Origin of the sequence: Chryseobacterium viscerum (genome assembly GCF_025949665.1) — a bacterium.
Taxonomy (GTDB): domain Bacteria; phylum Bacteroidota; class Bacteroidia; order Flavobacteriales; family Weeksellaceae; genus Chryseobacterium; species Chryseobacterium viscerum_A.
In genome coordinates this window covers 136,981-154,210 of record NZ_JAPDFT010000005.1, presented here as the reverse complement: position 1 = coordinate 154,210, position 17,230 = coordinate 136,981, and the positions used below count along the sequence as shown (strand labels likewise).

General features: G+C 34.3%; 12 protein-coding genes. 7 read left to right on the top strand and 5 right to left on the bottom strand.

What is annotated here, in order from left to right; all coding sequences use genetic code 11:
• Nucleotides 1–36 precede the first annotated feature (36 nt).
• The gene (locus tag OL225_RS20545) at nt 37–1,077 is read left to right on the top strand and encodes a GMP reductase (RefSeq protein ID WP_264519428.1); all 1,041 of its coding nucleotides are present in this window, start codon (nt 37–39) and stop codon (nt 1,075–1,077) included.
• Nucleotides 1,078–1,128: 51 nt separating this feature from the next.
• On the opposite strand, the gene OL225_RS20540 is transcribed toward OL225_RS20545, so the two are convergent.
• The 5 genes from OL225_RS20540 to OL225_RS20520 all read right to left on the bottom strand — a co-directional run bounded on the left by OL225_RS20540 (nt 1,129) and on the right by OL225_RS20520 (nt 7,045).
• Complete coding sequence (locus OL225_RS20540; RefSeq protein ID WP_264519427.1) at nt 1,129–2,448, bottom strand: DUF6056 family protein; 1,320 nt, start codon at nt 2,446–2,448, stop codon at nt 1,129–1,131.
• 3 nt (nt 2,449–2,451) lie between these two features.
• Nucleotides 2,452–3,195: a 3-oxoacyl-[acyl-carrier-protein] reductase gene (gene fabG / locus OL225_RS20535; protein WP_047377912.1), complete on the bottom strand. Its 744-nt coding sequence runs from the start codon at nt 3,193–3,195 to the stop codon at nt 2,452–2,454.
• A gap of 170 nt (nt 3,196–3,365) precedes the next feature.
• Nucleotides 3,366–4,877, bottom strand: coding sequence for a WG repeat-containing protein (locus OL225_RS20530; RefSeq protein ID WP_264519426.1), 1,512 nt, complete (start codon nt 4,875–4,877; stop codon nt 3,366–3,368).
• 6 nt (nt 4,878–4,883) lie between these two features.
• A complete protein-coding gene (rsmI, locus tag OL225_RS20525; protein WP_047377914.1) occupies nt 4,884–5,558 on the bottom strand; it encodes a 16S rRNA (cytidine(1402)-2'-O)-methyltransferase in 675 nt (224 codons plus the stop codon).
• 2 nt (nt 5,559–5,560) lie between these two features.
• Nucleotides 5,561–7,045 (bottom strand): hypothetical protein, encoded by a 1,485-nt coding sequence (locus OL225_RS20520; protein ID WP_264519425.1) that lies wholly within the window; start codon nt 7,043–7,045, stop codon nt 5,561–5,563.
• A gap of 61 nt (nt 7,046–7,106) precedes the next feature.
• On the opposite strand from OL225_RS20520, the gene OL225_RS20515 reads away from it, so the two are divergent.
• From OL225_RS20515 to OL225_RS20490, 6 genes are all read left to right on the top strand, one after another.
• Nucleotides 7,107–7,694, top strand: coding sequence for a thymidine kinase (locus OL225_RS20515; protein ID WP_047377916.1), 588 nt, complete (start codon nt 7,107–7,109; stop codon nt 7,692–7,694).
• 165 nt (nt 7,695–7,859) lie between these two features.
• Entirely contained in the window at nt 7,860–10,307 is a 2,448-nt protein-coding gene (locus OL225_RS20510; RefSeq protein WP_264519424.1) for a bifunctional UDP-N-acetylmuramoyl-tripeptide:D-alanyl-D-alanine ligase/alanine racemase, read from the top strand.
• A gap of 2 nt (nt 10,308–10,309) precedes the next feature.
• Nucleotides 10,310–12,469 carry a patatin-like phospholipase family protein gene (locus tag OL225_RS20505; RefSeq protein ID WP_264519423.1) on the top strand — a complete coding sequence of 720 codons (2,160 nt, stop codon included), beginning with the start codon at nt 10,310–10,312 and terminating at the stop codon, nt 12,467–12,469.
• Nucleotides 12,470–12,474: 5 nt separating this feature from the next.
• A complete protein-coding gene (ybeY, locus tag OL225_RS20500; protein WP_264519422.1) occupies nt 12,475–12,894 on the top strand; it encodes an rRNA maturation RNase YbeY in 420 nt (139 codons plus the stop codon).
• A gap of 147 nt (nt 12,895–13,041) precedes the next feature.
• Nucleotides 13,042–14,904 carry a tRNA uridine-5-carboxymethylaminomethyl(34) synthesis enzyme MnmG gene (gene mnmG, locus OL225_RS20495; RefSeq protein ID WP_264519421.1) on the top strand — a complete coding sequence of 621 codons (1,863 nt, stop codon included), beginning with the start codon at nt 13,042–13,044 and terminating at the stop codon, nt 14,902–14,904.
• A gap of 117 nt (nt 14,905–15,021) precedes the next feature.
• The gene (locus OL225_RS20490) at nt 15,022–15,843 is read left to right on the top strand and encodes a class I SAM-dependent methyltransferase (RefSeq protein ID WP_264519420.1); all 822 of its coding nucleotides are present in this window, start codon (nt 15,022–15,024) and stop codon (nt 15,841–15,843) included.
• Nucleotides 15,844–17,230 lie beyond the last annotated feature (1,387 nt).

Genomic DNA, 17,230 nt, shown 5'->3' with positions numbered 1-17,230 from the left:
TTATTCACTACCTTTATTCTGACAAATAATTACAAAATGCGTATAGAATATGACATAAAACTGGGGTTCAAGGATGTAATGTTCCGTCCCAAACGTTCTACTTTAAAATCAAGATCAGAAGTTGATTTACAGAGAGAATTTACTTTTAAACATACTAAGAAAAAATGGACAGGTGTTCCTGTAATTGCCGCCAATATGGATACCGTAGGGACTTTTGAAATGGCGGTAGAGCTGGCAAAAGAAAAAATCATTACAGCTATTCACAAACATTACACTCCTGAACAGTGGGATCAGTTTCTGCAGAGCCAGCCTGAAAGTATTCATCAATATATTGCTTTAAGCACAGGAACGGGAAAGTCCGATGAAGAAAAAATAAAACTGATCCTTGAAAAGCATCCAAAAATCGAGTTTCTCTGCATTGATGTAGCCAATGGTTATTCTGAGCATTTCGTGGGATTTGTGAAGAAAGCAAGGGCTAATTTTCCAGATAAAATCATTATCGCCGGAAATGTCGTTACAGGAGAAATGGTGGAAGAGCTTCTTCTCGTGGGTGCTGATATCATAAAGGTAGGTATTGGCCCCGGGTCTGTTTGTACTACCAGAGTAAAGACAGGAGTTGGCTATCCTCAGCTTTCTGCTATTATTGAATGTGCTGATGCCGCTCATGGTCTGGGAGGTCATATTATTGCTGACGGCGGATGTAAAGTTCCCGGCGATGTTGCAAAGGCTTTTGGAGGTGGTGCAGATTTCGTAATGCTGGGCGGAATGTTTGCAGGTCATGATGAAAGTGGCGGAGAAATGATTGAGGAAAATGGTAAAAAATACCGCCTTTTCTATGGAATGAGTTCCAAAACAGCAATGGATAAGCATTCCGGAGGGGTAGCAGAATATCGTGCTTCTGAAGGAAAAACTGTGAAAGCAGCCTACAAGGGTCCTGTGGCAGACACCGTAAAAGATATTCTGGGAGGTGTAAGGTCTACCTGTACTTATGTAGGAGCTTCAAAACTTAAAGAACTTTCCAAGAGAACCACTTTTATCAGGGTTCAGGAACAGGAAAATCAGGTTTTTAAAGACTAGAAATAAAAACATAACAAAAGGCTTTAGAATTATGATCTAAAGCCTTTTTATTTATTCTTTTGTTCTTATATATTTCTTGTTAAAATATTTTTGAAGCTGGTCATTTACATAGGTTTCCTGTTCTTTTTCTGAAGCCATTTCATCTATATATAAAATTCTCGGAACCACTTTTATCTTATCTACAACAACAGAGTCCTGAGAAGAATTTTTGATGATATCTATTCTTTCATTCATCTCTCTTTCATATTCCTTAAGATCTGTATCCAGAAGTTCCATGACTATATTTTCACCATTAAAATCAATATTAAAATAATAATATTTTTCCGGGAAAATTTTAAGTTCAGGAAGAAAAATAATGAAGAGAGAAGCCCACCAGAACTTTTTAATTTTTTCAAATTTAAAATACAATAACAGTGAAAAAGTAAGCAGGAAATAAAAGAGTATACTTTCAAACTGTCTTGCAATAGAGGTGAGAATATAGCTGGTAAATAACAAAGGAATCAGTACGACAGACCAAAATAAAACAGTTTTTTTAAATGTGATCTGAACGGTAATCTTTTTAAGTTCTTCTTCAAAAACTTTTATAAATAACGGAAGTACTGCAATAACTTTTAATCCTACATAAGCCGTATCAGCACCAAAAAGAGCAATTCTTTTCAACCATTTTACCATTCCTCTTTCCACCTCTCCCATTCTGTTGAAGTTTCCTGGTGCAAGAAAGCATACAAGTAAAAATATTGTTCCTAACAGTACCAGAAACAAGTTTTCTTTATCACGCTTCTGATAATAATTGACTAACAGAAGACCTTCAAGAATCAATGCCAGAATTTCATTAGATCCCATCAGAATTATGATGAGCAAAACCGAAAGGTAAAACCATATTTTCCGTTTTGTATCCTCATACTTTTTGAAAAAATAAAGTAAAATCCCTGATAAAATAACAGGAACGAAATAGACATTGGACCCTGTAATCCAGAAGTAATGCTCTGGTAAGCTTACAAGAAGTACGGTATAAAAGAAAAACAGAAGAAACCCTTTTTTGAGGGATTCTTTCAGAGAATAGTTGAAATATTCTTTAAAGTTTAATGCAGAAACTCCGATAAAAGAGAGCATTAAGAAGACAGGATATATTTTCGGGAGGATATTGTTACTGTCATAAAAAACAGGATTAAACATATTAATTGAGTATCCGAAATATCTTCCGCCCCAATTTGTATAGGTATCTGTAAAACTTTGCAGTAATCCTGATTTTCTGGTCGTGTAGGACCAGAAATAATCATCGGTCTGATATACATTAAAAAAACTGATGTATGCCAGACCGATGATTAGTAATATCGACAAGAATAATATTATATTCTGTACCTTTTTCATTTTTTAAGTTAACATTCCACCGTCAACGTTTAACGTCTGTCCGGTAATGTAAGCTGACATTTCGCTGCCCAGGAATACACATGCATTCGCGATATCTGCAGGCTGCCCTCCTCTTTTCATTGGAATTTCTTCTCTCCATCCCTGAACTGTTTTCTCATCCAGAACAGCAGTCATTTCCGTTTCAATGAATCCTGGAGCAATAGCATTACATCTGATATTTCTTGATCCTAATTCCAGTGCCACAGATTTAGTAAACCCGATAACCCCAGCTTTAGACGCTGCATAGTTAGCTTGTCCGGCATTTCCTTTCACACCTACTACAGAAGTCATATTGATGATAGATCCAGATCTGGCCTTCATCATTGGCTTGATTACCGCTTTGGTAAGGTTAAAAACTGAATCTAAGTTTACTTTGATTACTTTATCCCAGTCTTCTTTGGACATTCTCAATAATAGGTTATCTTTTGTAATCCCTGCATTGTTTATCAAAATATCAATCTGCCCGAACTCTGCCATTACATCTTCCACCAATTTCTGAGCCGCGTCATAATCTGATGCGTCAGACTGATATCCCTTAATTTGGGTTACAGAACTTAAAGCTGCTTCTAATTCTTTTGCTTTGTCTACAGAGCCCGCGTAGGTAAATGCTACTTTTGCCCCTTGCTGAGCAAACATTTCAGCGATACCTTTACCGATTCCTCTTGTAGCTCCGGTAATTAGTGCTACTTTTCCTTCTAATATTTTCATATCTATTGATAATTATTTTCTTTTAACTCATTCAGCTTGTGACAGCTGACTCTTATATTTTCTACAATTCCTATCCGGAATTAAACGGTTTGCAAAGATATTATAAATTGTTATTCAACCCATTTAAATTGTTAAAATACTGGATTTTTTTGATGATTATTTGGATTTTATTAAAGCTGAACAGAATTATTTTTAAATCTTGTGAAATAAATAAAGTCTGTTTTTTTGATCCCATCCAGCTTCAGTACTTCTTTCTGCCAGAAATATTTATCATAAATAATTTCTTTCAAAGGTTCATTCTGAAAGTTTGAAACTCCGAATTTTCCTTCTTTTTTTACTACAATTTCGTTTTCAGCATTTCCGAATGTGATGATATCTTCGTAAATAAAGGGAACAATTTCTGTTCCTTTTCCATCCAGAATGCCATATAAATTGCCTGTATTTTTACATACCAAGGGTTTTGAATACTGATTAAGCGGATTAAAATATTCAACGTCTTCATTTTTGATCTGACTGATGTTCTTCAATTCTACCGCTGAACCATCCTTCACAGAAAATCTATAGTAATGATCCTGTTTTCCAATAATAAGATTGTCCGGATAAAAACCTAAAATCTGCACTCCTTCTCCAACAATATTTTTAAGATCCTTATCCAGTAATTTTTCGTCATTTCCTTTTTTAAGGTAGATAAAATCTTTTCCTGAAATGGTAAAAGCCTTGATAAAATCATATTCCTGAGGAATAATGATATTCCCTTCCAGATCAACTATTCCGGATTTTTTTACTTTTTCATTATAAACACTGAAGAAATTATTCAATAAAGGGTTTACGTATTTAAAAGTCTGGGAATAGAGTTTCTTGTCTTTTTTACTGAAGACGGTTGCTTTTCCGTTTTTTATAAGGTAGATATACTCCTTTTTTCCAAAATATTCCGGCGTGATATCATTAAAGATTTCTTCTGCAATTATATTTTCTTCTGCATCTATCAAGCCGTATTTTCCTGTACTCTTATTTTTAGTAATCAGATAAGGATATGCGTTGATATCTACCACCCTTTTAGAAAATTTATGCAGGGTCTGCCCATGAGTTCCAATGATTTCACTTTCATTTTCTTCATTAACGATCAGTGCTTTACCATCCTCGAAGTTGTAATCTTCCTTAAATTCCCGACTGCTGAGCTGTTTTCCGTTAAGGTCGTACAGAAACCATTTTTTATCTTTTAAAACAAAGAATCTGTCCTTTCCCGAAAAACGGATCTTTTCAGCATAAGGGATAATTTCTTTCCCATTATAGTCATAGACGGCTTCTTTATCCTGTTTTGAAGTAATAATACGGTCTTTGCTCCACCAGGGTGTATTGAATTCCTGATCATCCAAGGCAATGAATTCCTTTCCTTTTTCGTCAATAATGGCTGATCTTCTCCTATTTCCGACTTCAGAATAAAGAATAAATCTGTTTTTAAAAATATGTAAAATTCCTCCTCTGTAAGGAGATTCAAAGGTAACGGTTCCTAAAGAGTCTACTATTCCCTGCTTTTTAGAACCGGAATCATAAATTGTTCCGTATCCCTCCGAATAGGAATTCACCTCCTTTCCTGTCTTTTTTGACAGGATCACTTTCATATACTGGTTGGTCTGTGCTGTACAAACTACAGAACACAATACAAAGACTAATTTTTTCAAGAAAAATTAAATAGAATTGTTGACAATAAGAACGATCTCTCCTTTTAATGTTTTACTCTTGGAAAATTCAATTAATTCATTGATTGTTCCTCGTTTAGTTTCTTCAAATTTTTTAGAGATCTCACGGCTTAGGCTTACTTTGGTTTCTTCTCCAAAGAATTCTTTGATCTGCTCCAGAGTCGTGTTTATTTTATGGGGACTTTCGTAAAGAACGATGGTCTTTTTTTCTTCAGCAAGCTGCTTAAGCTTTGTCTGTCTCCCTTTTTTCTGTGGTAAAAAACCTGCGAATAAAAATTCATTATTGGGAAGACCTGAAACTACAAGTGCAGGAATGAGAGCAGTTGCTCCGGGAAGGCAGATCATATCAATATTATTGTCTGCTCCTGCTTTTGCCAGCAAATATCCTGGATCCGAAATACCTGGTGTCCCTGCATCGGTAATAATAGCGATATTCTGACCGTTTTTAAGGTCTGTAATTACTTTCTCGGTAGCCTGGTGCTCATTGTGTAAATGATAAGATTTTAAAGGCTTTGAGATCTCAAAATGTTTTAAAAGTATTCCGGAAGTTCTGGTGTCTTCACATAAAATATAATCAACTTCTTTAAGGACATTTACCGCCCTGAAAGTCATATCTTCCAGATTCCCAACAGGTGTGGGAACAAAATATAAGATTCCGCTCAAAATTATAAGAATTTGTTTTCCACCAATATCCAAAGTCTCTGAGCATATTCATCCACTTTATTCCATTTTCTTTCGTAATACAGATCACTAAGATATTCTTTGGCTTCTTCCAGTGTTTTGAACTGGTTCAGTTGAAATACCGTATCATTCAGATCTGTCTGACTTCCCTCAAAGAGCATTTTTGAAAAAGCAATCCTGTCATTCAGATCCAGTTTAAATTCCGGCTTCTGTTTGTCTGCTTCCATAAAATTGGTAGGAATATTAGACTTCAGAATACTTCCGGTATCTTCTTTCTCAAGCACAGATTCCTTTTCGTTAGGAAATTCTCTTTCCAGAGGATCGTCATCAAAAAGTGACTGAACAGCCTTCAATCCTTTGATATTGGATAATTTTATTTTTTTCTCCTGATGGTATGCTTCTAAATTTTCAAAGCTTTCATCAGAAGGATGTTTTTCTATTTCTTCGGCAGCAGGTTTATCGATTTCAACGATTTTTCTTCTGTCATAGACTTCAGCGAGGATGCTTTCCTCCTTGGGCTCTTCTACTGAATGATCATTTTTTATCTCACTCAGAATATTTTCTACATTGGACGTTTCTGTGGCCAGTTCTCCCTGTTCAATAGAAACATTTGAAGCAACAAACTGCTCTTCATTTTCTTCAATCAGTATTTCATCTTCCAGGGTTTCTGTATCAAAAATACTTGGAATAATTTCCGTCACAGAAACTTTAGTATCATTTACCTCGGCAAAATCAGTTTCTTTTTTTGATTCCTGTTCAATGTTTTCCTCTTCCTGATCATCTATTTCATTCAGTTGGTTATTGAAAATAGCTTCTTCCTCCGTCACTTCATTATGAAACAGGTCTTCATTGAGATCTTCATCAGAATCCGGTGTAGAATCGGCAAGAATTTTTTCTTCATCCACAAAGCTCAGAACAGCTCTCTGCTCTTCTGAAATTTCATTTTCATCAATTTCGTTCAGTTGATTATTGAAAACGGCTTCTTCTTCCAACGTTTCATGATCAGAAGTCTGTTCCTGAATATTTCCCGGTGTTTTTTCTTCGTAACCTTCTTCTGCAAAGCTTACCATATTTTCATGGAATTCATTTTCAACAATTTCATTCAGCTGATTATTGAAAACGGCTTCTTCTTCAGATCCGGTTGAGAAAATTTCATTCTCATCAATTTCGTTCAGCTCATTATTAAAGATAGCTTCCTCCTCTGTCACCTCATTTCCTTTATCATAATGTTCTGTTTCTCCAGATACAAAAGAGATGTGCTGACTGTCCGGATGCTGTCCCGGATGATCTGTAACAAAATATTCAATATTCTTTTCCAGCAGTTTCAAAAAAGAAATCCTGTTAGCAAGCTCATCTACAAGATCTTGCTTGGAAAGTAATTCGTCCACGTTGCTTATTTTGTCCAGATTATCAATGATATTCATGGATTCAAAAAAAATCTTTTCCTTTAAATCTTGGATATTCTGCATAATAAGATTCTTATTAAAATTGCTTACTTTTGATGTTAAAAATATACGGCTAATTTAACAAATGTTTTTAGAAAATACAATTAATCATTCCAAACAAAGTGGTTGGATGGAAGTGATTTGTGGCTCTATGTTTTCCGGTAAAACCGAGGAACTGATCCGCAGATTGCGAAGAGCAGAAATGGCAGGACAGAATGTGGAAATTTTTAAACCAAAAATGGATGTACGGTATTCTGAAGAGGATGTAGTGTCTCATAATCAGAATAAAATCCGCAGTACAGCAGTGGAAAATCCTAATGAAATTCTTCTGTTGGCATCCAATTGCGATGTAGTAGCCATTGATGAAGCTCAGTTTTTTGATGAAAGTATTGTTGATGTTGCCAACCAGCTTGCCAATAGCGGGATCAGAGTGGTAATTGCCGGATTGGATATGGACTTTTTAGGCCGTCCGTTCGGGCCAATGCCCAATTTGATGGCCACTGCCGAGTATGTCACAAAAGTGCATGCTATTTGTAAGAGAACAGGTAATCTCGCCAACTATTCTATGAGAACTTCCCAGGGAGATAATCTGGTAGAATTGGGAGAAACCGAAAGCTATGAGGCCGTAAGCCGCCGTGTATTTATTGACGAAGTACTTTTAAAAAGAAAATAAGGGATTGAATACACCCATAAAAATATATTCACTCAGTAAAAAATAAAGACGGAAAAGCAATAAGATAAAATCTTGAAAAAGAAATCAGTATAAATAATCGGTTTCTTATTTTCTTGCTGTTTTACTTCTGCTGTTTCGTTCAAAAACAAAGCAGAAAGGGCACCAATGAACTATACAGTACAACACATTGCAGAGATCACCAATGCACAAATCATTGGAGATGGAAATTTAATGATCAAAAATATAGCGTATGACAGCAGGATTATTTATTCTACTAAAAATACTGCCTTTATTGCGATCAATACCCATAAAAATTCGGGTGAAAAATTCATAGAGTCTGCCATAGACAGGGGCATTAATGTCATTATTTCCGAACATCATTTTCCGGAATTTGAAAATATAACCTGGATCATTGTTGAAAATTCTGTAGAGTTTCTTCAAAAACTGGCAAAATACCATTTCGAAAATTCTCACCTCCAATCTGTTGGAATCACGGGAAGTAATGGTAAAACAATTTTAAAAGAATGGTTATATCAATGTCTCTGGAATGAATTTCCTACTGTAAAAAGCCCAAAAAGTTTTAATTCTCAGATTGGCCTTCCGCTATCTCTTCTTCAGATCAACAGCTCTTATCAGCTGGGAATCTTTGAAGTGGGAATCTCAAAACCACATGAGATGGAGAAGCTTGAAAATATGTTCCACCCTCAGATCGGTTTGCTTACCCACATCGGAACAGCCCATGCTGCCAATTTTTCTTCCGAGGATGAGCTTATTGATGAAAAGATCAAACTTTTTAAAAATTCTGAAGTCATCATTTATAATGGTGACAATTCTTTGGTAGAACAAAAAATTAAACAATCCTATCCTGATAAAAAATTAATTTCTTACGGTTTCAAAAAAAAGAATCAGGTTTTCATCAAAAGTAATGTTTCCAAAGATGACAACATTATTGTTGATTATTTTGGTGAAGAAATCACTTTTCCGGCACATCAGAGAGACGAAGCTACATTAACCAATGCTACAGCGCTTATCACAGTCCTTAAGGAACTGAATATCAAAAATAAAAAGATCGTTGAAAAAATCAACCTTTTAAAAGCCGTTGAAATGAGGCTTGAAGCGATTGAAGGAATTAAGGGTAATATCGTCATCAATGATTCTTTTAATCTTGACCTTGATTCTTTGAAGACTGCCCTGCAGTTTTTGAATGAATATAACAAATCTAAAAAATCGCTGGTCTTAACAGACATCGTAGGGGTGAGTACCAATGTAAAAGAATTATATGAAGAAGTTTCTGAGTTGGTCAATGAACAGCATTTTGATTCTGTATTCTTAATCGGTGATGAAATATCAAACTTCAGTGAATTATTTAAAGCTAAAACATATACTTTTATTGATACTAAAGAGTTAATTGAAAGTAAGCACCTTACTGAAATAGAAAATCAGATTATCCTGTTAAAAGGAGCAAGAAAATTTGAAATAGAAAGACTTAAAGATATTCTTGAACTCAGAAAACATGATACGGTATTGGAAGTAAACCTTAATGCCATTCTCCATAATATCAACTATCATAAATCATTGCTGAAGCCAGGGACCAAAATGATGGCCATGGTAAAAGCCAATGCTTACGGATTGGGAAGTTATGAAGTATCAGAATTTCTTCAGCACCATCATATAGATTATCTGGGTGTAGCCTATGTTGATGAAGGGGTGGAACTTCGTAAAAAAGGAATCACAACTCCTATCATTGTCATGAATCCTGAACAGCACAGTTATCAGACAATCATAGAGTATAATCTGGAACCTGAAATCTATAGTTTCAGAGTATTGGAATTATTCTATGAGGCCGTTCAGAAATCAGGTTATGATAAGAAATATCCGATCCATATCAAACTGGAAACCGGAATGCACCGTCTTGGTTTTAAAGATTTTGAACTGGATCAGTTAAGTGAAACTTTAAGCCAGAAAAATGTGAAGGTGCAAAGTCTTTTCAGCCATTTATCCTCTTCGGATATGCCTGAGGAAAAAGAATTTACATTGAAACAGCTGGAAGTTTTTGAAAAGAATTCCAGTTACCTGATACAAAAATTAGAATACACTCCTCTCCGTCATATTCTGAATTCATCTGGAATAACAAGCTATACCAATTATCAGTTTGATATGGTAAGAATAGGTATCGGAATGCTTGGAGAATCTCCTGATAATGAAATTCAGAAGCAACTACAGTCTGTTGTAAGTTTTAAAACCGTAATTTCACAGATATCAATGGTTGAAAACGGTGAATCTGTAGGCTACAGCAGAAAATATAAAGCTGACCATCTTACCAGAATTGCAACAATACCTGTAGGATATGCCGATGGTATTCCGAGACTGATCGGAAATCAGGTAGGAAATGTAGGCGTCAATAAAACACTGGCACCTATCATTGGAAATATCTGTATGGATATGATGATGATTAATATAGACGATATCCCGAATGTAAAAGAAGGCGATACGGTAACTGTTTTCAACGCCAAACCAAGTTTAAAAGAATTCGCAGCCTACTGCAAAACGATAACCTATGAAGTATTAACCTCCATTTCGCCTCGGGTGAAACGGATTTATATAAAAGATTAACTATGAGAAAACTCCTGATTCTGCTTTCCATATTCCAACTGTTATTGATCCATTCTCAGGTAAAAAAAGATTTGGTGATTCCTAAGAACCCAAAGATCGGACTCTCACTTGCTGGTGGCGGAGCCAAGGGGTTTTCACATGTAGGAGTTCTTAAAGTATTAGATTCATTGGGAGTAAAGGTGGACTATGTTTCCGGAACAAGTATGGGAGCCATTGTAGGTGGTTTATATGCAGCAGGCTATTCCGGAAAAGAAATAGAAAAAATTGTCATGGATACAGATTTCTATTCTTTAATTATGGATCCGAAATCGAGGCAGGAATCCAGTTTTTTCAACAAATCTGTAGACAAATACCTTTTATCCATTCCGCTAAAAAACGGAAAAATAACACTTCCATCTTCTATCAGTACCGGCCAGAGAAATGTTTATCTTCTGAAAGAACTTTTTAAAAACGTTTCCAATATCGAGGACTTTTCCAAAATGCCAATTCCATTCCTGTGTGTTGCAACCAATCTTGAAAGCGGCAATATGCAGATATTTGAAAAAGGCGATCTGGTACAATCAATTATGGCAAGTTCTGCATTCCCTTCTTTAATGGATCCCGTTAAAATTGGTGACAGTATTTATATTGACGGAGCTATGACGGTGAACTACCCTTCAAAGCCCTTAAAAGACAGAGGAATTGATATTGTCATTGGTGTAGATCTTAATCAGGATCTTTCAAAAAGAGAGGATTTAAACAATATTATATCCATCCTGAACCAGGTAATTGATTTCGGCATAAAGAAAGATACAAGAAAACAGTATAAATATACAGACATTAATATCAAACCCAATCTGAAGGGCATGTCTGCTACAAGCTACGATGATAAGAAAAAAATTCTGGACAGCGGATACGTAGAAGGCCTCAAATATTCCCAGGTACTGGATCAACTACCCAAACGTCCTTTTGACCGCCTCAGACAGCGTGTAAACCCTATATACTCCAATGTATACAAGATAGACAGCATTTCCATCGAAGGAAGTAAAATATACGGTAAAAACTACACGCTGGGAAAAATGGGACTCCGTCTACCCTCTTTACAGACTTATGGAAGCATCAATAAAATGGTAGATAAATTGGTGGCCACAAATAATTATCGCTTTATCAATTATGATATTGTTCAGGAAAATGATGCCAACTATTTAAAACTTTATGTCACTGAAGATGACACCCGCCATTTTCTAAAATTTGGTCTTCATTATGATGAAGTTTTCAAAACAGGGCTTCTTTTGAATTATTCTGCAAAGAGGCTTTTATTTAAAAATTCTAATCTATCCCTTGATGTTGTCGTAGGAGACAGATTGAGATATTACCTGAACTATTTTATTGACAACGGATATATTCCGGGATTTGGTATTTACTCGTCCGGAATGAGCTTTGATATAAAAAATGTAGATAATTATGTAGTTGACCGCTGGGAATGGATCAGAAATGAGGCCTATATACAGTCTATATGGAAGGATAAATTCGCTATTGGAGGTGGTATCAGCCACGATTACTTCAAAGCGGAAAACAGCAATGGAGATAACAAACGTTACAGCCGTTTTTTGAACCCTTATATCTTCATAAAAACCGATACACAGGATGATAAAGAGTTTCCTACCAAAGGAATTTATTTTGCTGCAGAAGGAAAGGTAGTAGATCTTTTAAAATCTGAGGTTGATAAAAGGATAATTCAGATCAAAGCAGATCTTAAAATCAATATTCCTCTGGGAAAACAATTCACTTACCGCCTTAATGTGTTTGGAGGGGTTACTATTGGTGAAAATCTTCCTGCCTACTATCAATACAGATTGGGGGGAATTTTTGAGCAAAATCTAATGAATTTTAAAAGCTTTGGAGGATTTTATTTCGCCCAGCTTTATACCAATAATGTGATATTGGCATCTAACGATGTTCAATTTAAATTTAACAAAAACTATTTTATCAGTGGAAACTTCAGCTTTGCTAACTTATCAAACGATATCAAGTTTGAAGATGCAGTTAAAGTAAATTATAGTTCACTGGGAATCACGGCCGGTTACAAATCTCCTTTCGGGCAGATAAAAGTAAACTTCAGCCACTCACTTAAAAATAACCAAAAAGGTATATTCAGTGTTATTTTAGGACACTGGTTTTAAAAAAAATGATACAGTTCTTTTACGAAAACTTACCAGAGTCGGTAAGTACAGATTACAAAAAATGGCTGGAAGATCTTATTCTTTCAGAAGGAAAAAAGCTAGGAGAAATTAATTACATTTTCTGTGATGATGAATATCTTCTTAAGATCAACCAGGATTATTTACAGCATGATTATTATACGGATATCATCACTTTTGATTATGTAAAAGGCAAGACAATAAGCGCTGAGATTTTCGTATCTTTGCAGCGCATTTCTGATAACGCCTCTACCCTTTCCCGAGATTATGAAGAAGAATTAAGAAGGGTTTTAGCCCATGGTATTTTACACCTTGCAGGCTATAAAGACAAGACGGAAGAGGAAGAAAAAGAGATGCGGAGAATGGAAGATTTGTACTTGACAAAATACAGGGATTTAAAGTTTTGAAATTGAACAATCACTTAAAGTCCCATACCTAAAGTACTCAATTCTAGTAATAATATAACTTTACTTAGAGTGCATTCTCCAAAAATGTTTCACGTGAAACATTGGTTATAAAGATAAGGTTTAAAGCTTAAAACAAGCGAGATAAAAATGATTTCAGAAATATATGATGTAATAGTAGTAGGTGCAGGACACGCAGGTTGTGAAGCCGCAGCAGCAGCAGCTAATCTCGGTTCAAAAACACTACTCGTTACAATGAATATGCAGACCATCGGACAGATGAGTTGCAACCCGGCAATGGGCGGAATCGCAAAAGGACAGATCGTAAGAGAGATTGATGCAATGGGAGGATATTCCGGAATTGTAGCAGACAAATCTGCTATCCAATTCAAAATGCTGAATCTTTCAAAAGGTCCTGCGATGTGGTCTCCGAGAACCCAAAATGATAGAATGCTTTTTGCCGAAGAATGGCGCTTAGCATTAGAGAATACTCCCAATCTTGATTTCTTTCAGGATATGGTGAAACAACTGATCGTTGAAAATAATAAAGTAACAGGAGTGGTTACTTCTTTAGGAATTGAGATCAAAGCAAAATCTGTAGTTCTTACTAACGGAACTTTTCTTAACGGATTAATTCACGTTGGAGATAAACAATTAGGCGGAGGAAGAATGGGTGAACCAAGAGCATTTGGAATTACAGAACAATTGGTCACTTTAGGATTTGAAGCTGGAAGAATGAAAACCGGAACTCCACCAAGAGTAGACGGAAGAAGTTTGGATTATTCAAAGATGGAAGAACAGAAAGGAGATGAAAATCCTCAAAAATTCAGCTATCTTGATACTCCGAAATTAACAAAACAATTAAGCTGTCATATTGTATATACAAACGAAACTGTACATGATATTTTGAGAGAAGGTTTTGACAGAAGCCCAATGTTCAATGGTACAATTCAAAGCTTAGGTCCGAGATACTGCCCAAGTATTGAAGATAAAATCAACCGTTTTGCTGAAAGAAACAGACACCAGCTTTTCGTAGAACCTGAAGGATGGAAAACTGTAGAGATCTATGTAAACGGATTCAGCTCTTCTCTTCCGGAAGATGTACAGATAAAAGCAATGAAACAGATTCCTGGATTTGAAAACGTAAAAGTATTCCGTCCTGGTTACGCAATTGAATATGACTACTTCCCTCCTACCCAATTAAAACATACTCTGGAAACAAAATTAATTGATAATTTATATTTTGCAGGACAGATTAATGGGACAACAGGATATGAAGAAGCAGCAGGCCAAGGTTTAATTGCTGGTATTAACGCTCATAATAAAGTTCATGAAAAAGGAGATTTCATTCTAAACAGAGACGAAGCTTATATCGGAGTCTTAATAGATGATCTTATCACCAAAGGAACTGAAGAACCTTATAGAATGTTTACTTCACGTGCAGAATACAGACTTCTTTTAAGACAAGATAATGCAGATATCAGATTAACTGAAAAAGCTTACCAATTAGGATTGGCAAAAGAAGACAGATTAAGAAAAATGGAAACAAAAGTATCTGAAAGCCAATCACTTGAAGAGTTTCTTCGTGAAACCTCTTTAAAACCTGGTATTATTAATCCAGTTCTTGAATCTATAGACAGCAATCCGGTAGATCAGGCATACAGAGCAGCACAAATTCTTACCAGACCCCATATGACATTAGGAAAACTGGATGAAATTGATTTCATTAAAGAAGTTTCAAGCCAATACAACGATGAAGTAAGAGAACAGGCAGAGATCAATATTAAGTATAAAGGATATATTGAGAAAGAAAAAGAAAATGTAGCCAAATTGAACCGCCTGGAAAACATTAAAATTCCAGAGGATTTTGATTATACAAAGCTAAGCAGCCTTTCAGCAGAAGCAAAACAGAAGATGTCTAACGTACGTCCGAAAACTATAGCACAAGCAGGAAGAATAAGCGGGGTTTCTCCAGCTGACATAAACGTTTTATTAGTCTATTTAGGACGTTAAAAAAATATGTTTCACGTGAAACATTAAAAAAATAAAGCAAAGATTAAGGTATTTATGAGCATATATCAAGCTCAGAATATCTTAATCTTTTTTACAATATAAAAGATTACGATTTCAATGAAAATAAAAGATCATTTTCTTTCACAGGAAATTTTTGAAATTAAAGAGACAGAAACGAAAGGGGTATTCAAGACCACCCCTATTCCATCCAATATTTCCAGATATTATGAAAGTGAAAATTATATTTCTCATCATCAGGATTCCGGAAGTCTGAAAGAAAAGCTTTATAAATTTCTTCAGTCATTCAATCTTCAATACAAAAAAAATGTATTAGTAGACAGAATAAAAAAAGGATCAAGAGTTCTTGATTATGGATGCGGTGCCGGAGAGTTTGTTAAATTTATAGAAAATGATTTTGAGACTTTCGGTTTTGAGCCTGATGCAGATGCAAGAAAAGCAGCACAAGGAAAAATAACGAAGGCTACTATATTGGATAATATCAATACAATTGAAGAAAACAGCTTAGATGCTATTACATTATGGCATGTGTTTGAACATATCGAGAATCAGGATGAAATGCTTAACATTTTTAACGAAAAATTAAAAGAAAAAGGAATTCTTATTATTGCTGTTCCCAACCCTACTTCATATGATGCAAAACATTATAAAGAATATTGGGCAGCTTATGATGTACCAAGACACATTTATCATTTTTCAAAAAACGGAATGGAAAACCTGATTTCAAAAAAATCAGACTGGAAAATGAGAAAAATCAAACCTTTAGTATTAGACTCTTATTACATCTCCATGTTGAGCGAAAAATACAAAAAATCACCCCTATTTTGGATAAAAGCAGTGGTCTACGGAACAATTTCGAACATAAAAGCGTTATTTTCAAACGAATTTTCAAGTTTGATATACATTATCGAAAAAAGATAGAAAATTGATTTTTGACCCATTTCTGAAGGTCAATTTTCAGCATTTTAAGCTTTAAAAACAAAAACTTAGGATTTTACTCCTGAGTTTTCTTTTTATCTGATAAAGAAGATTTTCAAAATTTATTCAATCTTATAAAAATTTAACATCCTTGTTGTATTTTTCAGAACTCTCCCCTACTCCATTTTTAAAAACAATATAAAAAAGGAAATAGGTATTTCTCTTATTCATTACCTAGAGTTTTCCTTGAACATTTAAATCTGTATTCAATAGCTGCCTATAAATTGATATGAAACAAAAAAAAATGTTCCAAATGATAAATTCCATCACAAAGGGTACAAATTCATCGTCAAAATAGAAAAAAGTATAAATACTCAGGAAAAGATAGTTTTTCAATTTTAGAAGCAAATATAGAGGTCAATTTTCAGGGGATTCAAAAAAAAATCTCTTGAAGAAAAAATAATTTCATTCTAAATCAAAAAATAAAAATTAATACCTGGAATTTAAAACACCCCTACTCCATCCAATCCTAATCCAAAAAATTAAAACATATTTTAAAATATAATTTTCGAAGAAATGATAACTTCCGAAAATTACAATGAGAAGAAATTAAAAAATTAAAAATACAGTACTTAAAAAGCAATAATTGAAGATTCTTATAAAATATAAACTGATAGAAAAGAAAAATTCTTAAATAAGTCTGTTTTAAAAATTTAATGAAATTCGTTTATGAAAAAAATTGATTGTTACCTTCCTTTTATAGTATTAAATGAATAATTTTTAATCAAAATCTATAATGTCAAATGATAATCACTATATAATTCCATACTATAAAACAGTTTAATTACTGATATACAATAATATACAACATCATCACAAATACGTGAAATAAATAAGATATAATACTTTGCCTTAAAAATTATATAAAGTCAGCGTAAAAGTTAAAAAATAGACATTAAGTACTATATAAAATCAAATTCCAAAAGAATTCGGAGATTCCCAAATTAAACATTAAAGATATTATTCAAAAAAATTATAGTGTCACGCTCAAGAAATAATTAACGGGAAATACTCTCTTATCTGTCAGAAATTTTACTTCAAATCAAATCATTTTACCTACCTATTCAATCAAAACATACATAGCAATTAATGAAAAAAATCTAACTTCTTCTCTCAACAAGTTTAGAATTTAACAGTAAAAAAATATAGCCATTTACCACACAAATTAAGGTATGAAGTAGAGAACTGAATATCTAAAATTACTCAATTTTAAAATGAAAAGCCGAAAATAGAATCTACTAAAAACCTAAGTAACTGAAAGAGAATTAAACCTAAATCAATATAACCTGTGGTTATATCTAAAACACATCCAAAACTTCGATTAATAATG